A 20,400-nucleotide genomic window follows, 5' to 3' on the forward strand; every position below is an offset into this window, starting at 1 on the left:
TCAAGGGGCCGTTATTTTGAATGAGTGGGGATTTGCGTCGGAAATCAGCAAGTGGTGGGAGCAGGCAGCAGCAGCTAATCCATCTTGGCGTCTCAACTCCGTTCGGGTGGAAGAGCATGTTCCCGGCAGCCGACAGCGTAGCGACCTGATTGTATTCGGCGACAACGCGGCGCTCTGTGGTGAGATACGGCTGCCAGACCATCCCCGTTCATCGCCACTTGATTTCGACAATCTGAAAGACGCTGTCTACAAGGCTCAGGCGCGGGGGTGCCGATGGGCGTTCACATCCGACGCGCGGACTCTATTGCTTATCGACACCCAACAAACCGGCTCACTCATCACTCGCATCGTTCATCGTGAAGAAGTCGGGTCGCCCTTCTCTCGTGCAGACTTGGACGACCCGAACTTCCTGAAAAGGGTCAGCAGCACTTGGAGAGAGGCGTTTAATAGCCTCGCGCCAATCATAACCGGTGCCGTAAAGCCTGCGGGCATGGCAGCGGATGCGTTATTCGTTGACGCTCTCCGCGAACTGATGGCCGCGCCCGTTTCAGCGATCCGTGACGCCATGAACGAGAGACGCCAGTCCGATCCGGAGTTCAGCGGGCGGCTCATCGAATGGATGGTTGATGACCAAGGATGGACGCACAATCCGGCTCGCTGGAACGACGAAGTTACGCGCGCCGCTAAGTTGACGGCGTACGTGTTCGTAACTCGCATTATGTTCTACGAGGCGCTCCGCCGAACAAAACCACAACTTGATCCCCTTGTGATGCCGCCCGCACCGCTGTCGAGTGCGAAGCTTGCGGCGAATACTCTAACCTTCCTTTTCGGCGAGGCACGGCGTATCTCTGGAGACTACGAAACCTTATTTACATGGGATCAGGTTTCTGAATACGCGATGATGTCTGATTCATGTGTACCACACTGGAGGCGGTTGATCGAGCACATCGAACATTTCGACGTGAGCGCGATAGACCATGATATCCTTGGGAGGCTCTTTGAAAGGCTGATCGAACCGCATGAGCGATATGAATGGGGACAGCATTACACGTCTTCGGATGTAGTCGATTTGATGCTTAGTTTCGCTATGCCCGATGGCAAAGGACCTATTCTGGACCCAGCGACCGGAGGGGGTACATTCTTAGTTCGCGCCTACGCGCGTAAAAAGTACCTCGTTCCCGAGCAGACCCACCAAGACCGGTTGCGAGAACTTTTTGGGGTGGACGTGTCGCACTTCGCAGCAACCATGGCGACAGTCAACCTTGCGATACGTAAACTTGAGTTTGAGGACAACTATCCACGTGTAAAGGCGCGGAGCTTCTTTCTAGTTCAGCCAGACGAAGAATTCATGCGCTTGCCTGCCGGTTCAGACGAGCCAACCCAGCAATCACCGGTAATGCTACCCCTTATGCGCGCGGTGGTAGGTAATCCGCCATATGTCCGAATGCACAAGCTCGGCGACGACCGGCAGCGCGAAGTAGAGAAGATCCTTGGTCGTGGCGTGCGTATACGCGCGCCGAAGCGTATCTCTGGCCTCGCCAACTATCACCTATTTTTTTGGTTTCACGCGGCGCAGTTTCTGCAACCAAACGGGACGATTGCGTTCCTAACCTCGGGCGAATGGCTTGATAGTGACTACGGTGCGGCGCTCCAACTCTGGCTGCTCGACAATTTCAAAATACACGCGTTCATTGAGAGCGGCGCGGAAGCGTGGTTCTCAGAAGCGCGCGTCGGGACCGTCGTAACCGTGGCCAGCCACTGCCCAGATCAGAAAGAGCGGGACGCGAATGTAGTGCGGTTCGTAACGCTAAGGCGCACCATCCGGGACTTGGTTGGAATTAGCGAGAACGAAGCCGCACATCTATCGGCAGTCGACCGGCTTCGTGACCGGATTCTACAGTTGACGGGCGCAAACGAGACTGACGATCTCGATTGGAGTGCTCTACCTCAAAGCGAGTTGATCCAACTTGGGGCTCACTGAAAACGATGCCAATGCTCGATCTCGAATATTCTCAAAATGTCACAAACTATCGAGGATCGGCATGGCGTTCGCGATTTCTGCGCGCGCCCAAAATAGCATTGGAACTGGCTGGGCGAAACGATTTTACCAGACTTGACAGTCTGGCCAATGTGAAGCTTGGCATCAAGACTGGATCCGACGATTTTTTCTTTCTTGAGCGCGGTGCCGAGCCAACCCACGGACAACTCGTATCGTCTCGAGGTAGCCTTAGCGTTGTGGGGAAAGACAACTGGCACGGCGTGGTTTCCTCAAAGGATCTTATCCCAGCCATCCTGAATCCCCATCAGCTTTACGACGGCGACAAGCGAACGCTGCGTATCGGGAAGCAAACCAAGCATGTCTATTTGTCACCCCGGCCCGGCGCGCTTCGGGAAGACCTAAAAGATTATGTGAGGCTGGGTGAGATCGCGGGCCTACCGCAGCAAAAGCTAGTAGCGGCAAATGCCGAAGACGTGTGGTACCGCCAGAGCAGATCGCGCGTCACCAGTCGATGGGCGCTTCCCTACAATTCAGCTTACGACTACGGCGCTTGGGACAATGAATTTGGTGCGATTCTTAACGGCCGTTTCGTAGGTGCGGAAGCGATTGAGGATCGCTACCAGATGCTTCTTGGCGCGGTCTTAAACTCCACAATGACAGCGATGTGTCGCCTCCTAGAAGGCGTTGCTACCGGCGTGGAAGGCGCGTTCGATGTCGGGCCTCCGGCTGCGAGGAAGATGAATGTCCCCGACATACGCAGGTTTGAAGCGGCGCGTGCTACCTCGGTACTCGACGCGTTTGAAGAGATGCGTGAGGCAAATGTGATGCCACCTGCGCCATCAACTGGCGGGCAAGTGAGCCCCCTTCGGAATCGTCTGGATATTGCGGTGCTGTATGCGCTCGGGATGACCACCGGTCAGGCAATCGCACTGCTAGATCGAATCTACGCAAGCTACGCGCGCTGGCGCGGCGGTGTCGAAAACGTCGAAGCGAAGATGCGGTCAAATCGGCGAGCCATGAACGCGTCGGGGCAGACCCGCACGATAACTCCAGTCGAAGCGACAGGCCGCAGGGTTTGGGATGAAATTCGACATGAAGCTGCCAATTTTCCTAGCGACTTCATTGCCGCGGACGAGGTGGTTGAAATGGTCAACATCCCGGTCGACGCGTACATACCCACTACAGAGCCTCTAATTGAGTCGGGCATCATTACCACAAAGAAGAAGAGACTCGATCTCAAGCACTACGGGCGGGTCGCTTATGCGAGAATGCTTCGGACCCTCGGATTTGCAGGCCTCTATGAGATTCCTGTATCGCATATCCGATGCGCCGCAATTGTGGCCTTGTTCGAGGCGTGCGAAGCCAAGCTGCGAACGGCGGCGCGTGAACGTGCTGAGAAGTATGTGTCTGGGAGGGAGGCCGTTGACGCGATTGTCGGCGTCGTCATACGACATTGGTTCAAGACATGCAGAGACGCAGCATTGAAACAGCCCGAAAATGTTCCTTCCAAAACCTCGAAGAACTGATGTCAATTCGTCGCATAATATTTGCGCATGTTTTGCTTTGATCTGGCTTTTTTTGTCGACTTCCCAAGCCAACGCGGACGGCTTGCAGCTCGAACAGTGGCGGGGGCACACCGTGTTGCGCTTGTCCGGTCCAATCAAGGAAGGAGCGGCCGATGAATTCGCTAGGCTCATTCCGACTGTTCCTAGTTTGCCCCATGGTATGCCTGTGTTGCTCCTTGATAGCCCCGGCGGATTGGTTGACGAGGCTTTCAGGATATCGGCGTTGATGGATTTGCATCCAATGCACACAGTTGTTCCCGACGGGGCGCACTGTGCATCTGCTTGTGCGTCGATAGTGTTCGTGGCGGGCGCATATCGCACAGTTGAAGAGGGTGGTCTCCTCGGACAGCACTCATGTTCTCTAGGCGGACAGGCCGATCAAGCGTGCAACGACAGGATCAGCAGTCACGCGGTTGACCACGGCGTCTCCTATGGCAGCATCTCCGCCTTCATCACCTACGTTGCACCCGACAAAATCGTTTGGTTCTCCCGACAAGATGCCGAAGGGTGGGGGATCACGCGTTACCCCGGAGAAGCAGAAAGCGGGTTTCAAAAGAGCGAGCCGCGAGTACTCAAGATGCTGACAGGCCGTATGCCGCTGACGCAATCGGCTTGGAGACTTGACTTTCGAGATGACGGCTTCGAGGCGTTTTCCCGAACTGCGTCAGATTATGAACGAGAGGCGCAGATCAACCTGTTCTGCGTGGAAAGGCTCCAAGGTCGTCTCTTCCTCTCGATGTACGTCACTGCGCCGGTATCAAAGCTATCAGATGCCGTCCTAGGATTGCGTGTTCAGACTGATAGCTTCCAATGGGATGACGGCGCGCCGACGATCTGGCAGGCGGACCTGTCCGTATCTGAAGTAATTACGGAGATACCTCGCGACCGGATCAAGGCGCTTCTATCGAAAGCCGGTTCTCTCCGATTTACCATTGCCTTTCGATCACCTTACCAACCTATGTTCGGTCAGACGTCGCTGTTATCAAGCAGGAAAGTACTGCGCTTCGCGGCGAACCACTGCGCTAACAGTGCGACTACGCCGCTCCAATAACTGCCAGTCGTGATTTGCCTACGTCACGCAAGGGTTGACCGGATGAGAAAAGGAGGAGGCGAGCGAATTATGTCGGGATGGCCGCGTCCATACTGGGGAGGGCCGGAGATTGCCGACCTCTTCGCTTAGGATCGGATGAAATGCCACCCCAAGTCGCCCTCAAGGGCTTTGCGATATGGGGTGGAAACCTGCGCGGGAGCCCTACGAACATATTCCTCGGCAAGCGAGAATTCCTCGCTATTGAGACTGCGAAAGTGGGCCAAGACCTCGATATATGTCGGTACGATTCCTCTTTCTGTCCGGAACCCCGGCTTCAAGTTAGTCCAGACGACCGCATCTATGCCCTTCTGATCGCCCCATTCAGCGACCCGCCCGGAACACCGGCCGTAACGTCTATTGGACGCTCGATCCCACCAGCCAATGCCATACCTGATGTTGGGTTCATCGATGCCCTCACGCTTGGCGAGATCACGCTTGGCTGCCTCCAGCGTATTCGCTTTCATTGACGCCCAAAGCGCTTGGGACATTTCTTGGGCGTCTACAACGACAAGGGTCATCCGACGGTAGCTGGACTCACGAGCAAACTCGAGCGGGAGAAGCGGACCATCAGTCTTCCAATCACTTTGCAGGGGTAGATCTCCGGGTTTCCAGCAGAGCGAGCCCCAACCTAAGCAAGCGATTGTCAACGTTCTCTCCCGGTGTGATTGGAGGCGGGTAAAAAGCGCACATTAGGCCGGTTGGGCTACTACGAAGTCAACGCCAAGCCCTACCCGAGCGACCTCTCGGGCGACCAAGAGTTCAATTTCTACTTCTGCTATCTCTGGCGGGATCGGAGTAGCTGCTTCTGCGTTGAGGCGACGGCTTCTCGTGCGGTCCCGGATTGCGCCTACTGCCCTTCGCATCGATAGTGGAACTAGGGACAGAATTTCCTCGTTGACGCTCGACGCAACCTGTTGAATGTCCGGAACTGCCTTCGCCTCCAGTCGATGATTAATTATATCGCTTAAAGCCTCGAACGACAGGGTTTTTACTTTGCGCGGTTGCGAGCAAAAGAACCCGACCGGAAGGGCATCGTCGTAAGCTACGTTATGTTGTTTGTTATCGGGCAAAGGACCGATGTCGCGAGGTGAAAAGAATACAGACCGCGCTGCCACTTTGGCAGCATTGTAAGCTTGATCAAACGCTGCCACCGTCCACAGCGCAGGAGCCGCATAGTAGACCCCGGCTGGGTACTGCTTCTCCAAGTCTATAAGCAGCGCATGTTGCTTGGATAGGTCCTTTCTCATCAGGCCAATTCGGAAGAACGGCGTTGTCAATCCGGGGCACTGCCCGCAAGTAATCTCGAACGCACTGTTTCTTTTCATTAACTCTGGCAGCTTGAACTGAAAAAAAAGAGGCGTCGCTGGAAAATTTAGCTTTATGTCGAAACCTAATTGAGCTTCCTGGATCAAGTTGGGAAATTGCGGCGCGCCGACGGGAGGTGTCGCCGAAGATCGGATAAGGTTCTCAGTAAAAGCATAACCGAAAGAGAATTCAGTGTAGCCAATTTTCATTTTGTTGGTCCAAACGGCGTGCAGCGCGTTAGCTGATATGCGCTTCGGGATCGGACAAGAGCGGCAACCGGTTGACAGGCGTGCTAATCGACGACTCACGCAACGCTTCCACGAACTCTGCGGTTGTACGGGTTAGCCGCAAACCGATCACCGTAGCCAGAATGTAAAGCCAAGACCCAGATTTCTGGGAAGGGAGAAGGCTAGATTGCTCTATAATATTGTCAATTTCGTCGCGATCTTTCGGAATAGAGGAATGGTCGTGGAATACGGTGCATATCATCGACAACTCATTCAACGCATCGCGCTTTTGGTCTATTTTTTCTGGAGAATAAAAGCGGGCATCATTGCTGTGCGATACCATTGCAGCGGCGTCGCAAGCACGTACGAATAATGTTTCGTCTTGCTCTCGCTGGACATCGCCGTGGCACATTGTCGCCAGTTGCATTTTGTCGATATCAAACGTCGTTTCGTCTTGCGCCGTCATGCCTTTGAGGAGGAAAGGGCAGTCTTTCTCCCTCATCTCAGCGTTATATTTCCTTCCTAACTCAACGTTGTAATCGAAATCTCGATCAAGATAATCCCGTTGCCGCGTTAGCTCATTGATTTGAAGTTCGTTGACAATTAGAACGGCAGAGACCAGCGCTGCGACATACCACACATAGTCGATGGAGCGTAGAAGGGGGATCCTCCATCTCGGCCTGAAACGCCCCAGCACTATCGGATAAAGCGCGGCGTGCCAGAATGCTATCGAGCAAGAAGCGAATACGATGAACGTAAGTGATAGGTTAAATGCCTGTCGAGAGGCAAACCTGATAGACATCCCGTCGTTATTTTCGAAAAGGCGATAGGCAAACCATGCGAGCGCTGAACATATGAACACTCTCACAATGCGATCAAGTCGCACGAGAGAACGGGTCGACGCCCCGACTCTATGAAGAAAACTCATTGCCCACCCCGCAGCGCATAAGACGCTGACCTTTGGTACTTTTATCAATATCGCTTCCGGGTGCAAGACCGAACCCAGTGCGCCGCAGCGCGATTTCTACCATTATTCAAGACGCTTACGATCCGCGCCTTCTCCTCCGGCAGCCATTCGCGCCGACGACCGGAACCCGTGAACACCTCGAACCGGCGCGCAGGCTCGGGATCGCTGGATTTAAGCGTAAGCTCTGAAATCGTCATGTGTCGAAGCCCTCAAAGGCTCCAACATCCTCGCTCAGGCCGACCTCCGAAAGGTGCCGCCGGAACAGCGCTTACCTTACGATGCCGGGAGAGTGAGGTTAAGCCTCGTTTTGAGCAACGGGCGATGGCGAACCTCAGGGTATACCCCCGCGTGACGTAACACCGCTGTAGTCATCAGGCGTAACATCTGGGTTGACATCGACTATTTGTGACAGGGTAGCGTCAGGCCTAAACCTTGAGGTGACAGGCTATGGCTCGCATCGGTTACGCTCGCGTCAGCACTGCTGACCAAGACCTCGAAACGCAGCTCGTCAAGCTGAAAGCTGAGGGGTGCGAGGTCATCCGCTCGGAGAAGGTGTCGGGCTGCAGCCGTGACGGCCGGACCGAACTGGCAACGGTTTTGGAATTCCTTCGTCCTGGTGATGAGTTGATGGTCACGCGCCTCGACCGGCTAGGCCGCGATACGCGCGACGTTCTGAACCTGATTTACGAGTGTGAGCAGAAGGGCGCTTTCGTCACCGTGCTCGACCCGCACGTTTCCACGCGCGGAGAAATGGGCCACATCGTGCTGACAGTGCTTGGCATGGTCGCGCAGATGGAGCGTCGTTTCATAAAAGACCGGCAGCACGAGGGAATTGAGAGGGCAAAGGCTGTAGGTGCCTACAAAGGGGGCAGGCAGCGTCTTGACAGGAATAAGGTGCTGGCCCTTCGCGATGACGGCCAGAGCCCGACGCAGATCGCGAAAGTAGTCGGCTGCTCAAGGATGCAGGTTTACCGTATCCTCAATGCGCCTGCGGTGGCAGCATCATGAAGCCTTCAGGTGCATCGAGGCCCTGCCACGGCTAAAGGCTTACGCTTACGGCGCTGGCATCGCCTTCCGCCGTCAGGGTGCGCTATCCTCGGCTACGGCGAGCACACCTGAATTGACCGCTCAAAACGTTTTGCTCAAACACGTTGTGGAGTATCATGCGCTTGTAGTCATCAGCGTCGTTCCCGCCGCAATAGAAATCGGCTCGCGCGGAGGCACTATTGTGACTGAGCTTACAAGCGATCTCCGTGTCCCGGCGGCGCAGTACGTTCGTATGTCAACCGAGCACCAGCGCTATTCTCTTGAAAATCAGGCCGCCGCCATTGCGGAATATGCCGCCCAAAGAGGGTACGCCATCGTCCAGACCTATGCCGATGCGGGCAAAAGCGGCCTGAGCCTGAAGGGCAGAGACGGACTTCAGCAATTGTTGGCCGACGTAGTGACCGGACAGCATTCTTATTCAGCGATCTTGGTCCTGGACGTCAGCCGATGGGGCCGATTTCAGGATTCGGACCAATCCGCCCATTACGAATTCATCTGTCGGGACGCCGGGGTCGCGGTCGAGTATTGCGGCGAACCATTCGAGAACGACGGCAGTATGGTCTCGATGATAGTTAAGAACCTGAAGCGGGTGATGGCCGGTGAGTACAGCCGCGAACTGTCTACAAAAGTCTCAAGGGCGCAAACACAGCAAGCACGACTTGGATTTAGACAGGGCGGTGGGGTGCTCTACGGGATAAGACGCCTGTTGGTCAGCGAAGATGGAGAGCATCGATTTCTCCTCGGTCCAGGCGAGCAAAAAGGCCTAAGCACAGATCGCGTTGTCTTTGTGCCCGGTCCTCCGGATGAAATCACAACCGTGCGCCGCATTTTCCGGATGTTCGTTAGCCAGCATCTAACAACGACAGTTATCGCACGAAAACTGAACGTTGAAGGTGTCCCTGCAACAAACGGTCAGGCTTGGACCCAAACCCGCGTCAGAACCCTGCTCACAAGCGAGTTGATGGTAGGATACTACGTCTACAACGTACGAACACGGCGGATGAAAGGACCATCCCGACCAAATCCTCCAGACCTATGGATCAGAACACGGGTGATGGACCCGATTGTTGATACGAAACGCTTCGCGAAGGTTCAACAGGAGATGAGGCGCAAAGTCGGCAATGCCTATGCGAAGACGGACATGATCGATAGGTTGAGGCGGCTTTTCAGGGAGAAGGGAAAGCTTTCTCAGGGAATAATTGATGCCTGTTCATACACGGCTTCTTCGAGTTCGTATGTTAATCACTTTGGTAGTCTCGTTGCATCCTATGAACTCGTTGGATATAAATGCCTGTGGCAGCAAGGCCTTAGATATACGGATGACTATCTAATTGACGGGATACGAAGACTCCATGCCGAGTTTGGATATGTCACAGCTAAAATGATCAATGCAGACCCAGACCTCCCAGTGGCTCGTGTGTTCACGTTCCGATTTGGTTCGTTAATCCGGGCCTATGCGCTGGCGGGCTTTCCTTCAACTGTATATGAGTCCGTTCGTGCAGGTATGAAAAGGGCGACGGCACAACCTCACAGCAAGTTTAAGTGGGGTTTTACGAATGACCAACTTCTCGATGGACTCCGACGCCTACACGCGAATTTTGGGTATATCACCTCTTCGCTCATCAATTCGGATCCAGATCTTCCTGCTGCTGGTGTGTTCAGATCGCGGTTTGGCTCGATACTCCAGGCCTATGCGTTGGCAGGCTTCCCAACTACCCGATCAGAGTCACGCTCAGCGGCGCGGAAAAGAGCGAGGGAGCTTTTAGAGGCTGCTGAACGCCAGAGCAAGCGCAAGTGAACTTGGCTTGTGGAACCATTCTGATCACTGGATATCGATATCTGTGTCGTGCAAATACTGGCCCCGCGCTACCTTGGTCAGGTTTTTCTATCCGATTGGCAAACGAGTACCGCCTGTGTTTGGCAGGCTTGCCCCGCCCCCACTTTGAGTTGATCTCGGCAGCGCTCATACGGGTAACCTCCGACGCGAAAAAGGTCAGCAGGGAAGCTACAGGCCTCCACGCGTTTCAAATAAGAAAGGGTGTTTAATTAATTCCATTTGTTCTCCGCACCGACCTTGTGGTCAAGTCGATCAAGGCAGCGGGCAAGATGGTCGATAGAGAACTTCCCCGTGCCGCCGGTGACAATCGCGGACACCTCGAGCTGCTTCATACCAAGCATCTCAGCCGACTTCGCCTTAGTCAGGCGGCGGCGTTTGATAATGGCGCGGATCTTGCGGGTCAGCTCGGCTTTGAGCAGTTCCTCTTCAGGATCGTCAAAACCCAAGTCCGCAAACACGTTGCCGCTGCTGATGTCGGCCGTGATTTCTCTTTTCATGACGTTGGTCCTTCTCATAGCTTTCGAGGTAGCGGTCCTCGGCCGCCTTCAATCACGCCATCACAAGGTTGCGCCCGGTTCGGGCGGCCAATACCGCACTGGGCGAACCCCGATGCGGCCTGCACCCCGTATGCCCTAACTGGCAGCCCGGGCATTCGAGCTAACTAGCCCATTCGGTTCGCCACTTTCCATCAACCCCTTGGACCAAGACTTCTGCTGCATGCCCATCTCTCCCGAGACGAGAATGCGCCGCGTTAGGCGAAAACTCAAGAAGAAGGGAGGAGCGTTTACGCTGCTGCACCTAGGGTTTCCGTCTCGACGCGCTAAAGCTCACGCGTGGACTGGTATTTCGGAGCAAAGTGCGTAAAGGATCTCCGAAGCTACGCACCTTAGGAGCCATCTGTGACAGATAACGTTTTGAACCCACAAACCCAATTGCTCGAACTCACAGCAGATATTGTCTCTGCTTATGTCAGCAAGAATGCTGTACCGGTCGCATCACTCCCCGAACTGATTCAAAGCGTGAATTCCTCACTGTCGAAAATTGGGCATCCGGTCGAGCCCGAGAAGCCACTTCAGCCTCCCGCGGTGAACCCGAAGCGGTCTGTGTTCCCCGACTACATCATCTGTCTTGAAGATGGGAAGAAGTTCAAATCGCTTAAGCGCCACCTGAGTGTGCGGTACGACCTGACGCCCGATGAGTACCGGGCCAAGTGGGGATTGAAGTCGGACTATCCTATGGTAGCGCCAAACTACGCGGCCCAGCGGTCGGCGATGGCCAAGTCCAGCGGGCTTGGACGAAAAGCAGCGGCTAAGCCAGCCAAGCGTCGAAGCAAGGCGCAGGTCTGATTGTTGGAGGACTGGGGGCAAAGGACAATGCCAATCCTGCCATTAGTTCCGCACGTGAGTAGGTACCGAGGCGGCAAGCGCGACCTTCAGCTCAAGAACGCCCAAGCCAACGCACTTGCTCAGCGCGTAGCCGAGCATGTTAACAAGCTCATCGCCGATGATCCTCGTGAGCTTCAGCAGTATTTCTTCGCCAACATTGCTCGTGACCTCGGCGTAAGCGTCGAGGTCGTCCGAGGGGCGATTTCGGACGGCGGACACAACGGGATTACGATTCGCATCGACGCTGAAGACCGAATTGCACTAGCTCGTTATAGGCATGGATGACCTGCAGCTTTCCGATATGCCGTGCATTGTCGCGGTCATCCGGTCAGCTCGCTCAAAGATTTTGAGCACGCAGGGTGGGAGCTAATCCAATAATAGGGGGTTGAGCATGGTTTCTTATGCTGATCGGAAAGAGGCGGTTCGAGCCGTTCTCAAATATTGTGCGATGCAACATCAGACAGTTCGGTACGGGGTGCTTGGAAAGGCTGTGGGTATCCCTGCACAAGGACCTTGGAAGTCACTTCTTGATGAAATTAGCCGGGAAGAGACGCCCGACATAACGTTCTTGGTGGTCAACAAAGACGGACTATCGAGCCAAATCGACTTCAAGGATGCGAGGCCTGCCACCGACAAGCAGAAGGGACACGCCGCAGACATAATGGAGGCTGTGTTCGCACACTACGCCGCCTGATAGCGGCTCGAGGTTAGGCAGCGTCCGCTTCGGCTTCTTCTGCGATGAGACGATCCAACTCGTCCGCATCGTCCATCACGACGCCATCGCGCTTGAAGCGCACTGGCATGGCACCGAGACTGTGCCAGTGGTCGGCAATCTGGGCTGCCTGTGTAAAGCTCGCCGCCTCTCTGATTTCCCAACGACCATTCACACTTGCCGAAACAGTCAATCGCATAGCGATTCTCCGTTAAAGATATCCCAACCATGCTACACGAATTTGATTAAAAGCGCCACTTTGCGCCCGGCCAGCCTCGACCCGGCCCGGGCGAAGCCTGTAGTCATCGGGGCCACCCAGTGGCTTCAGCGCGAATGGCCTAGGTAAGGGGCTGAAAGTGGCGGCCACCACCTTCTGGCCGCGCCACAATGTTGTCGGCTCGCATCAGCACCTATCTTTTCTTGCTTCCATAAGGCCGTTGGTTAGTCGGCTTTAGCGAGATGCCTTCGCTGGCAGATTTGCTGTAGACCGCGTCGGGTGATCGACCGAGCTTAATCCCAATGACGCGCGTCGGTGTGTTTTCCTTTACGAACTGCTTGAGCTCTCTTATGTCTTCCTGGGACCATGGTTTGCCATTGTTCTTTGGTTCTTTAGCCATCCGTGTGCTCCTATTGAGTACATGCCATTGAAGGTATGCACATGGGAGACAAGCGGGCAAGCTCAAACAATGCTCGAAGTACGATAAGTTTACGGTATTATTGAAAGCAAAATTCTTGTAAATTCTGCCACCTGCGCGGCTTGTGGTCCGGCTCCATGTGTGTTTACTTTCGGCTGGGTTTCAGCGGGAGTGTGCCAGTGGATATTACAAAACTCAGTGAGAACGGTCTGAAGTCGTTTCATCTGTCTGTTCAGAAAGTAGCCGAAGCCGACGCAGCGAACCCGCAGAAGAGCGATCCGTACTACGGGGTGTCGGAGTATGCCGATTGGGCACAGATCCGCGACGAAATCGAAGCCGAATTGGAACGCCGCGGGATCACGTTCGATCCTGTTGTGTGGTAGTTGCGATCTAATTCCCAACAATGCTGGCGGCATTCAGGCACCGTCAGGAACGGCGCTTCGCTCGAGTCTGGAGAGGGACGCACCTTGGCCGCTGACATGACCGAAAACGAATTTCACGACGTACTCGACCATCTTACGCCCCGGCCGTTCTCGACGCTCGAATTTATTCGTAAGCTGGGTCAGCACCACCCTGCGACTTGGCAAGAGATTGAGCAACGGTATGGCGCTGGTGGCGTCGGCGCTAAAACTCACTTCAGTGCCTATTCTCGGATAGCGCACACGCTGGCGAAGTTTGCTCGCAAGGGACTCCTCGAAAAATTGGATTACCGACCGGCTCCGAGAGGCTACGGTAGCCCCGTGATCCGCTATTGGACAACCCATTTTGGGTCTGACGGCCAGCTCTTCCCCAATGAGGTAGGCGATGATGATGAGTTTTGGGAGGGCGCTCGAACAAAGGTGTTTGTAAACGCCTACGAACGAAACCCTGAGGCTCGGGCTGCGTGTCTGCGGCATTTTGGTCTGGCTTGCGTCGCGTGTGGGGAGGATTTCGGCAAGAAATACGGAGCGCACGGACAGGGGTTCATCCATGTCCATCATCTAGTGCCCCTGAAAAAGATAGGTCGCGAGTATCAAGTGAGGCCCACGAAGGATTTGCGTCCGGTGTGTGCGAACTGCCACGCAATGATTCACCGTCGAGAACCAATTCTGACCATTGAGCAGTTGCAAAAGCTGATCGACGCGTCTCGGTAAGGTGTCGGTTTTAGGCTCGGCCGTAGTTCAAAGCGGCTGTGAGTGCCGGGTTCTATCAGAGGTTCTAAAAGGCAAAAGGGGAAGAGATGCCGCTAAAGGAACAGGGCGTCGTCGACGCTATTGAGACATGCTTGCGGGGAAACGGCTCTCGGACCTGAAAGCTCTCAAGGCCGGAGCTCGTGGTTTATGATATAGCTGCTAAGCGTACGGCCACAGGTGAGCGTTGGCTGATTGAGGCAAAGGGCGGCGCGTACTCGGGAGCCGATAGCTCGAACGACGCTTGGTCAAGGACCGGTGCAGCGTTCCAAATGACCGCCGAATGGCGGTTTCAGAAAGACATTCCCGGCGACCGTTTTGCTATCGGCATCCCATCCTCTCGGTGGTTGACATACACGTTGGTCGGATACTGCCAGCGCTGGACTACCTCAGCATTTCAGTATTTCAGGTGAGCGACGACGGAAGGGTGGCTTTTGCCGAGAACGTTCCCCGAGCAGTCTGACCATCGTCGATCCACTCCCATCTGCGCGTTGAAGCCGGGCAGATTGCGCTCTGGTGAAGATACGACCTAAAGGATGGGATACGTTTCCAGAACGCTTGAGACCTCGTCGTTGGCAAGCAGGTCCGCAAACACCTTTTTCTCGGCCCCGTCTAGCGCCTCGACAAGAGTGCAGATCTTCGGAAGTCGTTTCGACATGCGAGCAAGATCAACGCGGTGGATCATGAACCGGTAAGCGGAGCGAGGATGGCTATTCATTCTGCCCAACCAGTTTCTCAACTGCTTATCGAGTTTCGGAAAGGCAGCATGCTCGCAATCGACAAAGCCCCTCATCCGCAATGCTGTGACGGCATCCACGCCCGTCATCGCGTCGCCACGCTCTCTCGCTTTGAGGTACTTTGCAACACTGGAGCCATACCCAAGCATCTTCGCCGAGGCAAACTCGGTCCTGCCTGCCATGCCCATTGACACTACCCAAACCTGAACACGAGCGGGAGCAATGTCATCGTCGTCAAGCACGTGATCGGCGTACGTCCCCGACAATTCATGAAGCCGTGAAATGACTTCGATCCAAGTCATTTTGCCGAGAGGGTCCCTTCCAAGGCGAAACTTCGGTTGAGGCATTGGGCGATCTCCTTTAGGTGCGAAATTTAGGCCCTCTAATATCATGAGATTCTAGAGGGGTCAATATGGGCCACCTATCAGTCTCGGCCTCTCGGGTGGGCACATCGGCGGAACGCACGCGAGCTGTGGGCAATCAAAGAGAACTGATCTGCAGGACGGCGGGTGCCGAAACCGGCTGGCCAGAGATTGTCAAATGAGCTTCGGACCCCAACTAACAGCATGCAAACCTCTAGGCAGGCCGGTCAACTAGGGCCTGCCCAAGGCTGCAATTTGGCTCACTTTCGATTAGCGATGGCGAGGCGTGACCCAGCGAGCGCTTCGGCTCGACTAACCGAACACCCCCTGAGGCCGTTTCGCGCACTGGCGGCCCCTGTACGGCCTGAAAAACACCTATCGAGGCGCTAAGCCGGGGGTGATTTTTCGCCTTTCAACGCTTGCAACCTTCACGTGCCTTGATGCATATTACAACCTTGCGCGTCAGCCCCCGGCGATTAGGTCGCGCATGCGCCGAAACTGGGCGTCGTCAATGACGCCATCATCGAGGAGCTTTTTCAAGCGCTCCAGTTTGTCGACTGGATCAAGGTGCGCTGGCTGAACGATTGATCGCTGGATGCCTGAAAGGTTCTCAATCCGAACCCGTTGAACATCGTTGGCGACAAGGTTGAGTCCAGACTCGCCGCCATTGGACCAGCCGGGGTCTTTGCTGATGTGGACGGCCATAAACGCCCAGATGAGGCAACCCAGCCAGACAATGCCGGTGCCAGAGAGCGTTGTGCAGAGGACTAGGATCAGCCACCTATTCGGGTGGCCCCGCACGAACGCGATGATCGCTGGTAGCTCATAAACGATTGCCAGTATGAGGAAGAAAATGATAAACGCGATTCCTGCATCGAGGTTGTCGTCGGCCGCGTAGACGGGGGTCGATGTTGCGACCGCTAGAACAACAGCGGGCAGGATTGCCTTGCGCGGGAAGATACCTCTGAAGTTCATGATCCCATCTGCGCCCTAGTGACGCCAAGCAAAACCACGAAACTACCCAGCCAAATCCAAAGGGGTGTCCAGGACAGGCGCATCACGAAACTGCGATGAAGCAAATAGCCCACTGGGATCAGGAGCAGAAATGGCACCATAACCTTGGTAGGGCTGACGATGTTCACCCGCCGCAGCTCTTTGGCGTCGAGGAAAACCAGCAGCAGCGACACAATCAAGGTAGCAAATCGGACTACGTTGATCATCCTAGGCAGGTCACCGGAGCCACCTGCGACGGCCATCGCGGTGACCAGGACCGCGCCGAGGAGGGGAAGAAACGCCAAGAGGTAAGCATAGGCCTTAGTTGGCTCTGGTATTGCCGATGCACTAGGCCCTGCACGTCTCTTTTCGGCCGTGCCCGGCAATTGAGGCGGCCCCGAGACCGGCGGGAGCGGCGGTGGCGGAGTCGGCTGGGGTATCTGCAATTGCGTCTCATTCGCGGGCTTCCACTGCTGCCCAAAACTCGCCGTCCAAACTCTCGTACCTGCATCGATCAACCGGTTCGCAAGCATCAGGTTGAGGTCTGTCTCGCTCACCGGCCCAACATGAGTGCCGTCCTGCTCATAGTACCATTCAGTCATTCCCATCCCCGTACTGTGCCCTCGGTCCATTTACATATTATAATTGATAAACTCAACGCTCGAATTCCTCGATTGGTGGCCGCATGGAGATGCGAAAACTGGTCGGGGAGAATTTCGCGCGCCTGCGCGCAGCCAGTGGCCTCACGCAGGAGCAGGTTGCTGAGCGCGCCAATGTCAGCCAGCAGTATGTGAGCGGCCTCGAGCGGGGTGAGCGGAACCCGACCATCGAAACTCTGCAGGCCATCGCGAGCGCGCTTGGCGTTAGCCATGTCGAACTCGTCAGACCGATTGATCAGGCCGGTTCGTTGACCGAGCCGCCTCCCGAGTCATCGACCAAAGAATAGCCGTTACCGAGTCGGCCTCAGGCGCGTTGCCGTCGAAAACCCCGAGCAAGTATGTCGCCTTGTCGTGTTGCTCGGCGTCGTTACCAGCTGGATACCGACAAACTGCCAGCAACAGTTTTCCCTCAAGATCGCTTGCTGCATCCAAGCGCCGGATTTCATCCAAGGTGGCAGCGCGCCGGAGTTTGACAGGGTCGGTTTCACGGCTGACTCGGGCGAGGTCGGAGAAAGCGGCGCAGTGCTCGCACATGGCTTTCATTAGGGCCGGAGCCACATCTTGCCAGCGTTCCTCGAAGGTGCTGGTAGCAGCTTCGCTTGCTTGGCTGCGCATCAAGGGCAGAGCGGGCGCGAGCCCCAGTGCCGATAATGCTCTGATTAACGCCCGACGTGACAACAGGCGGCTGCGCATCAGTATTCCTCCGAGAGCATGATGGTCAAAACGCGAGTGGTGACTGCCGGGTCGGCTGGGTCATCCGAGCCGAACTGCATGGATTTATCGTAGTAGTCGATCTTCCAGATGACCGTCTTGCCGCCGACTTCGATCACGGCGCAGTCGTGCTCGCCGTGGGGGTCGTTGTTCTGGTCGAAGTGATCAAAGCTGGCGACCGCCGCGATGATGGCGGCACGGATCTCTGCGCGAAGGCCGGTGATGCCGACGGTCAACACGACGCGACCGCCTTGCCCTGTTTTACGCAGGCTGTCGTTCAAGCCAGCGATACGCTGTTGCCGGTTGCCCAGTCCACATGTCCCGCTGAAATTGCATTCCGCTGCCATCAAGCGAATCCTTCATCCTGGCCGCTGCCGCGACCGTGTTCCTGCCGATGAATGTTGGGAGGGTGGGCGGCAGCCTAAGCGATGCCGCCCGGTCGATAGCTCAATCCCGGTGATCTGGGTGAAGCAAGGCGATGTGGTTCGGCTTGCGGGTGAAGGCAGGCATTTCGAGCCAATCGCGCCAGCGCAGCGTGAGATCTTCGGGGCTGATCTTGGTGACGGTGGCCTCGTACCATCCCTGAAACGCGCCCTCGGTGGCTAGGACAAGGCTGCCGACCTCGATCTTGTCCCAGTCGGTCGGCCGATGCGGTTCAGGTCGCTTTGGGCCGCCCTCTGGCGCGGCTCCGCCGGAGGCCTTCTTCGATTTGCCGGGCGCGGGCCGATCATCGGCGGCGCGGGTTGGAAAGCGGTAGCCGGGCGGCAGGTGCGTAGCGATGGCGTCGTACACCGTGCGCTTCACGAACGGCACAAAGGCGCGGCCGCTCTCGAACACGCGGCCCTGCGGCAGCTTATCGGCCAGACCTTTCAAGTCGCTGGCATCGGCAACAGGCAGGGCAGCCATTCCCATCATCCCTGCGGCTTTCTCCGCCAAGCCGACTTCGGCCTCGCCAAACCACGACGCGTGCGCCTTGCCCCCCTCATCGAGGCCTAGCACGATAAGGGCGGGCAAAGCGGCAGCGGGCGCGCCGGTGGAACCTGCGAAATGAGTCATTTCAGATCTCCAAAAGGAAAGGGCCCCAGATGGGGCCCTTGGTTTCGATTTCAGATGATGATCGGCGGTGTGGGCCTGAGGCCACTGCTGGCAAAAGCCGGGCATAACGCCCCATTTCGAAAGTGCCCAACAGCTCACCTTTCGGCGGTTTTAAGGGTCAAAATTGCCCGACCGAATGCGGCATAGCATATAGGACTATATACCTATTGTCAAGACCCCCGCTTTAAATCAGCCACCAGCGGCAGCGTGACGTCCCGTCGATGCCCCCCTTTTTCACAAGCTAGACGGCAGTGGGCCCCAGCCAGTGTCGATGCCCACCAAGCGGTTTTTTGGCCGCTCGGTGGAGCCCTTGAACGTGAGTTTCGCGCTCCTGATCGAAGCGCTAAAGCTCCTGCAGCCAACGGGAAGTTATTTTAGCGTCGCGGGATTTGGGCTCACTGACGATCACTCGAACTTTGAATCCGTGCTCAAGATCGAACATCTCAGAGCTCGAAACCTTGACCTGCCCGTTCTGCCTCATGATATCGACTGCTCCCCTCGGCAGAACCTGCAATACCAACTTCTTTATGAAATAGTCGGGTTCGAGCCGTGCGCGGCGGTTGACGAGTTCTCCATAATATTCAGAGATCAACCAGCGGACCCTTTCTGAGCACCGCTCGCAGTTGGGGTCGTACATGGATGGCAGCACTTCTTCGAACCACTCTGCCCAACACATCGGCGGATATACCGCACCCTATTCTGCGAATTCGCCGATCAGAGCGTCGAATAGCCGGATCAGGCCCTTTGGAACGTCGCCCTTTGGGGAACTCTCTTTGGCTTCCTTCGCCAGCCATAGGACAAGGGCGCGTTGATCGGTAACGGTTTTGATCTTGTCGCGGGAGATCTGAGGCGTCTTTTCAGTCATTGTCTTCTCCATCGAGGGTGTGTGACCGCTGGCCACATCACCCTTTACCCGCCGCTCCCTTGAATGATGGAGGCCGTGACCCGGAGCGACTGCCCTCCGGGTGCCTATACGATGTCGCTGAGGTACGCCTTCTCGGCTCGGCGTCCTTCCATTTCCGAATGTGTTCTTGGAAGGATGAACATCGCATCCACCCCGGCGCGAGGCGTCTTTATGCCTTTCACACCGTAGTCCACGACGAAGGGAAGATTGTCTTGGATGGGCCATGCATCGATGTACCAAAGTGGGCGATCACGTCCTGTGTATCGAATTTGTTCGTGGTCGAAATGGTTGTCGAGCGTGGTTCTCATTCCCGTGCCGGGAGGCGTGAGGGCGATAGCGTGGACATGTCGCCCATCGTTAAGCACAATGTCGCGGAAGTTTTGCCTGTGATACTTGTGAACTGGGTAATCAGGGCTGCAAATCCATAGCGGCATTGCCGTAACCGGCACATTCCTCGGTTTTCGAAAGCACCATCGCAAAACCTTCGCGTACACCGCCTCTATCGTGTCCTGCATCTGTTGTTCGACATTCTGTGGGGACCCACTGAGTTGGTTGAACATGAAGGTCAGCAATGTCGGCTCCCAACCGCATGCAATGCGGTCGGTAGCCATGCGGGTATAGCCGGTAATAAGGCCTCTGATCATCGAGGGCGGCACCATGTTCTCCATCGCTGTGGTCTCCCGTTTCGTTGTGGGTTTGCTTCGAGTGCTTTGGGGTGTGGCGGTGGGGGTGTGTTCCCTTTGGGGATGTCTTCCCTGTCAGGGGGTCGTGAAGTGGTCTCTACGGTCACACCCTCGAAGGCTGCCCGGCCACTCCCACGCCCGAACCCGCCCATATGCGTTGCCTTCTGAGCAACGACACTGGCAGCCTCGAAGAACAGGTCGGCGCTGCGTGGCGACTCCACGGCAGGCGTTGCTGTTCGATGCTTTGAATTGGGATTGCGCCGAAGCGACCTCAGCCCTTTACGGGCGAGATGGCGACCAGAATCGAAGTAAGGTCAC

The 20,400-nt window shown here is 55.9% G+C and carries 23 protein-coding genes; 11 read left to right on the forward strand and 12 right to left on the reverse strand.

The window, feature by feature from the left end; genetic code table 11:
- Positions 1-16 precede the first annotated feature (16 nt).
- The 3 genes from LB571_RS10980 to LB571_RS10990 are packed head-to-tail and all read left to right on the forward strand — an operon-like array spanning position 17 to position 4,615.
- Entirely contained in the window at positions 17-1,981 is a 1,965-nt protein-coding gene (locus LB571_RS10980) for a class I SAM-dependent DNA methyltransferase (protein WP_224594356.1), read from the forward strand.
- 11 nt (positions 1,982-1,992) lie between these two features.
- Positions 1,993-3,525 (forward strand): hypothetical protein, encoded by a 1,533-nt coding sequence (locus tag LB571_RS10985; protein ID WP_224594359.1) that lies wholly within the window; start codon positions 1,993-1,995, stop codon positions 3,523-3,525.
- The gene (locus LB571_RS10990) at positions 3,497-4,615 is read left to right on the forward strand and encodes a hypothetical protein (RefSeq protein WP_224594362.1); all 1,119 of its coding nucleotides are present in this window, start codon (positions 3,497-3,499) and stop codon (positions 4,613-4,615) included. The genes LB571_RS10985 and LB571_RS10990 overlap by 29 nt, the downstream gene beginning before the upstream one ends.
- A 728-nt stretch (positions 4,616-5,343) precedes the next feature.
- Here the strand turns inward: LB571_RS10990 and LB571_RS10995 are convergent.
- Both LB571_RS10995 and LB571_RS11000 read right to left on the reverse strand, forming a co-directional pair.
- A complete protein-coding gene (locus LB571_RS10995; protein WP_224594365.1) occupies positions 5,344-6,168 on the reverse strand; it encodes a hypothetical protein in 825 nt (274 codons plus the stop codon).
- A 28-nt stretch (positions 6,169-6,196) separates the two neighbouring features.
- Positions 6,197-7,114: a hypothetical protein gene (locus LB571_RS11000; RefSeq protein ID WP_224594370.1), complete on the reverse strand. Its 918-nt coding sequence runs from the start codon at positions 7,112-7,114 to the stop codon at positions 6,197-6,199.
- Positions 7,115-7,600: 486 nt separating this feature from the next.
- Here LB571_RS11000 and LB571_RS11005 point away from each other — a divergent pair, with 486 nt between their 5' ends.
- Together LB571_RS11005 and LB571_RS11010 are read left to right on the forward strand one after the other, a co-directional pair.
- On the forward strand, positions 7,601-8,161 hold the full coding sequence (locus LB571_RS11005) for a recombinase family protein (protein ID WP_224594375.1): 561 nt from the start codon (positions 7,601-7,603) through the stop codon (positions 8,159-8,161).
- 112 nt (positions 8,162-8,273) lie between these two features.
- On the forward strand, positions 8,274-9,998 hold the full coding sequence (locus LB571_RS11010; RefSeq protein WP_224594377.1) for a recombinase family protein: 1,725 nt from the start codon (positions 8,274-8,276) through the stop codon (positions 9,996-9,998).
- A gap of 248 nt (positions 9,999-10,246) precedes the next feature.
- Here LB571_RS11010 and LB571_RS11015 read toward each other — a convergent pair whose 3' ends face one another.
- Complete coding sequence (locus LB571_RS11015; protein ID WP_224594378.1) at positions 10,247-10,534, reverse strand: helix-turn-helix domain-containing protein; 288 nt, start codon at positions 10,532-10,534, stop codon at positions 10,247-10,249.
- Positions 10,535-10,936: 402 nt separating this feature from the next.
- Here LB571_RS11015 and LB571_RS11020 point away from each other — a divergent pair, with 402 nt between their 5' ends.
- From LB571_RS11020 to LB571_RS11030, 3 genes are all read left to right on the forward strand, one after another.
- Complete coding sequence (locus LB571_RS11020) at positions 10,937-11,383, forward strand: MucR family transcriptional regulator (RefSeq protein WP_224594380.1); 447 nt, start codon at positions 10,937-10,939, stop codon at positions 11,381-11,383.
- Between the two features lie 27 nt (positions 11,384-11,410).
- Positions 11,411-11,707: a hypothetical protein gene (locus LB571_RS11025; RefSeq protein ID WP_224594382.1), complete on the forward strand. Its 297-nt coding sequence runs from the start codon at positions 11,411-11,413 to the stop codon at positions 11,705-11,707.
- A 106-nt stretch (positions 11,708-11,813) separates the two neighbouring features.
- Positions 11,814-12,116, forward strand: coding sequence for a hypothetical protein (locus LB571_RS11030; protein WP_224594384.1), 303 nt, complete (start codon positions 11,814-11,816; stop codon positions 12,114-12,116).
- 13 nt (positions 12,117-12,129) lie between these two features.
- Here the strand turns inward: LB571_RS11030 and LB571_RS11035 are convergent, their stop codons facing one another.
- Complete coding sequence (locus LB571_RS11035) at positions 12,130-12,333, reverse strand: hypothetical protein (RefSeq protein ID WP_224594387.1); 204 nt, start codon at positions 12,331-12,333, stop codon at positions 12,130-12,132.
- Positions 12,334-12,948: 615 nt separating this feature from the next.
- On the opposite strand from LB571_RS11035, the gene LB571_RS11040 reads away from it, so the two are divergent.
- Positions 12,949-13,152, forward strand: a complete 204-nt coding sequence (locus LB571_RS11040) for a hypothetical protein (protein ID WP_224594389.1) — start codon at positions 12,949-12,951, stop codon at positions 13,150-13,152.
- Positions 13,153-13,248: 96 nt separating this feature from the next.
- Positions 13,249-13,902 carry an HNH endonuclease gene (locus LB571_RS11045; protein WP_224594391.1) on the forward strand — a complete coding sequence of 218 codons (654 nt, stop codon included), beginning with the start codon at positions 13,249-13,251 and terminating at the stop codon, positions 13,900-13,902.
- A 565-nt stretch (positions 13,903-14,467) separates the two neighbouring features.
- Here the strand turns inward: LB571_RS11045 and LB571_RS11050 are convergent.
- The 3 genes from LB571_RS11050 to LB571_RS11060 form a co-directional block, all read right to left on the reverse strand.
- On the reverse strand, positions 14,468-15,022 hold the full coding sequence (locus tag LB571_RS11050) for a hypothetical protein (protein ID WP_224594393.1): 555 nt from the start codon (positions 15,020-15,022) through the stop codon (positions 14,468-14,470).
- A 477-nt stretch (positions 15,023-15,499) separates the two neighbouring features.
- On the reverse strand, positions 15,500-16,012 hold the full coding sequence (locus LB571_RS11055; RefSeq protein ID WP_224594396.1) for a superinfection immunity protein: 513 nt from the start codon (positions 16,010-16,012) through the stop codon (positions 15,500-15,502).
- Positions 16,009-16,632 carry a DUF4339 domain-containing protein gene (locus LB571_RS11060; protein WP_224594398.1) on the reverse strand — a complete coding sequence of 208 codons (624 nt, stop codon included), beginning with the start codon at positions 16,630-16,632 and terminating at the stop codon, positions 16,009-16,011. The genes LB571_RS11055 and LB571_RS11060 overlap by 4 nt, the downstream gene beginning before the upstream one ends.
- 83 nt (positions 16,633-16,715) lie before the next feature.
- On the opposite strand from LB571_RS11060, the gene LB571_RS11065 reads away from it, so the two are divergent.
- Entirely contained in the window at positions 16,716-16,976 is a 261-nt protein-coding gene (locus LB571_RS11065; RefSeq protein WP_224594401.1) for a helix-turn-helix domain-containing protein, read from the forward strand.
- A 405-nt stretch (positions 16,977-17,381) separates the two neighbouring features.
- On the opposite strand, the gene LB571_RS11070 is transcribed toward LB571_RS11065, so the two are convergent.
- From LB571_RS11070 to LB571_RS11090, 5 genes are all read right to left on the reverse strand, one after another.
- Positions 17,382-17,747 carry a DUF3768 domain-containing protein gene (locus LB571_RS11070; protein ID WP_224594404.1) on the reverse strand — a complete coding sequence of 122 codons (366 nt, stop codon included), beginning with the start codon at positions 17,745-17,747 and terminating at the stop codon, positions 17,382-17,384.
- Positions 17,748-17,847: 100 nt separating this feature from the next.
- Positions 17,848-18,456: a hypothetical protein gene (locus LB571_RS11075; protein WP_224594407.1), complete on the reverse strand. Its 609-nt coding sequence runs from the start codon at positions 18,454-18,456 to the stop codon at positions 17,848-17,850.
- 382 nt (positions 18,457-18,838) lie between these two features.
- Positions 18,839-19,132 carry a hypothetical protein gene (locus LB571_RS11080; RefSeq protein WP_224594409.1) on the reverse strand — a complete coding sequence of 98 codons (294 nt, stop codon included), beginning with the start codon at positions 19,130-19,132 and terminating at the stop codon, positions 18,839-18,841.
- A gap of 57 nt (positions 19,133-19,189) precedes the next feature.
- Positions 19,190-19,360 (reverse strand): hypothetical protein, encoded by a 171-nt coding sequence (locus LB571_RS11085; RefSeq protein WP_224594411.1) that lies wholly within the window; start codon positions 19,358-19,360, stop codon positions 19,190-19,192.
- 104 nt (positions 19,361-19,464) lie between these two features.
- Positions 19,465-20,067 carry a hypothetical protein gene (locus tag LB571_RS11090; RefSeq protein ID WP_224594413.1) on the reverse strand — a complete coding sequence of 201 codons (603 nt, stop codon included), beginning with the start codon at positions 20,065-20,067 and terminating at the stop codon, positions 19,465-19,467.
- Positions 20,068-20,400: the final 333 nt, after the last annotated feature.

The sequence above is a fragment of the Mesorhizobium sp. BR1-1-4 genome (assembly GCF_020165375.1).
GTDB lineage: Bacteria > Pseudomonadota > Alphaproteobacteria > Rhizobiales > Rhizobiaceae > Mesorhizobium > Mesorhizobium australicum.

What these genes read in the sequence shown, in the direction of transcription:
- LB571_RS10985 (WP_224594359.1), top strand. Translation starts at nt 1,993, where the DNA reads ATGCTCGATCTCGAATATTCTCAAAATGTCACAAACTATCGAGGATCG.
- LB571_RS10990 (WP_224594362.1), top strand. Translation starts at nt 3,497, where the DNA reads ATGTTCCTTCCAAAACCTCGAAGAACTGATGTCAATTCGTCGCATAAT.
- LB571_RS10995 (WP_224594365.1), bottom strand. Translation starts at nt 6,168, where the DNA reads ATGAAAATTGGCTACACTGAATTCTCTTTCGGTTATGCTTTTACTGAG.
- LB571_RS11000 (WP_224594370.1), bottom strand. Translation starts at nt 7,114, where the DNA reads ATGAGTTTTCTTCATAGAGTCGGGGCGTCGACCCGTTCTCTCGTGCGA.
- LB571_RS11005 (WP_224594375.1), top strand. Translation starts at nt 7,601, where the DNA reads ATGGCTCGCATCGGTTACGCTCGCGTCAGCACTGCTGACCAAGACCTC.
- LB571_RS11015 (WP_224594378.1), bottom strand. Translation starts at nt 10,534, where the DNA reads ATGAAAAGAGAAATCACGGCCGACATCAGCAGCGGCAACGTGTTTGCG.
- LB571_RS11025 (WP_224594382.1), top strand. Translation starts at nt 11,411, where the DNA reads ATGCCAATCCTGCCATTAGTTCCGCACGTGAGTAGGTACCGAGGCGGC.
- LB571_RS11030 (WP_224594384.1), top strand. Translation starts at nt 11,814, where the DNA reads ATGGTTTCTTATGCTGATCGGAAAGAGGCGGTTCGAGCCGTTCTCAAA.
- LB571_RS11035 (WP_224594387.1), bottom strand. Translation starts at nt 12,333, where the DNA reads ATGCGATTGACTGTTTCGGCAAGTGTGAATGGTCGTTGGGAAATCAGA.
- LB571_RS11045 (WP_224594391.1), top strand. Translation starts at nt 13,249, where the DNA reads ATGACCGAAAACGAATTTCACGACGTACTCGACCATCTTACGCCCCGG.
- LB571_RS11050 (WP_224594393.1), bottom strand. Translation starts at nt 15,022, where the DNA reads ATGCCTCAACCGAAGTTTCGCCTTGGAAGGGACCCTCTCGGCAAAATG.
- LB571_RS11055 (WP_224594396.1), bottom strand. Translation starts at nt 16,012, where the DNA reads ATGAACTTCAGAGGTATCTTCCCGCGCAAGGCAATCCTGCCCGCTGTT.
- LB571_RS11060 (WP_224594398.1), bottom strand. Translation starts at nt 16,632, where the DNA reads ATGACTGAATGGTACTATGAGCAGGACGGCACTCATGTTGGGCCGGTG.
- LB571_RS11065 (WP_224594401.1), top strand. Translation starts at nt 16,716, where the DNA reads ATGGAGATGCGAAAACTGGTCGGGGAGAATTTCGCGCGCCTGCGCGCA.
- LB571_RS11070 (WP_224594404.1), bottom strand. Translation starts at nt 17,747, where the DNA reads ATGGCAGCGGAATGCAATTTCAGCGGGACATGTGGACTGGGCAACCGG.
- LB571_RS11075 (WP_224594407.1), bottom strand. Translation starts at nt 18,456, where the DNA reads ATGACTCATTTCGCAGGTTCCACCGGCGCGCCCGCTGCCGCTTTGCCC.
- LB571_RS11080 (WP_224594409.1), bottom strand. Translation starts at nt 19,132, where the DNA reads ATGTACGACCCCAACTGCGAGCGGTGCTCAGAAAGGGTCCGCTGGTTG.
- LB571_RS11085 (WP_224594411.1), bottom strand. Translation starts at nt 19,360, where the DNA reads ATGACTGAAAAGACGCCTCAGATCTCCCGCGACAAGATCAAAACCGTT.
- LB571_RS11090 (WP_224594413.1), bottom strand. Translation starts at nt 20,067, where the DNA reads ATGGAGAACATGGTGCCGCCCTCGATGATCAGAGGCCTTATTACCGGC.